This window comes from Achromobacter sp. 1011811831 (assembly GCF_059760905.1).
In genome coordinates this window covers 1-302 of sequence record NZ_JCBANG010000240.1, presented here as the reverse complement: position 1 = coordinate 302, position 302 = coordinate 1, and the positions used below count along the sequence as shown (strand labels likewise).

Below are 302 nucleotides of genomic sequence, written 5' to 3'. Positions count from 1 at the left end.
GGGCTACGAGGACCTGCACGGCCGCTGGGGCGAGAAGGCCACGCGGCGCTTCCTGAACCCGGTGCTGGCGCCGAGCACGCGGCGCGAGGCCGGCTACACGGTGGGCCGGGACGCGGGCCGGCTGGTGCTGTCGGCGCCCACCGCCGTGGTGGAAAGCGAGATTGTCGCCACCGTGTACGACGGCGCGCGCCAGACGCGGGCGCGGGCGGCCGGGGCCGACGGTTATGGCCAGAGCCAGCTGGCGGTGGCGCGCGCCGGCGGGCTGGCGCTGGGCAACTACGGCGCGCTGGGCCGGGTCAACG

The 302-nt window shown here is 77.5% G+C and carries 1 protein-coding gene; it reads left to right on the top strand.

Translation table 11 applies throughout. The features are described 5' to 3' along the window. Positions 1 to 302, top strand: a 302-nt coding sequence (locus AC6LJ9_RS30790; RefSeq protein ID WP_498150478.1) for a hypothetical protein, incomplete at both ends; no start/stop codon positions are given.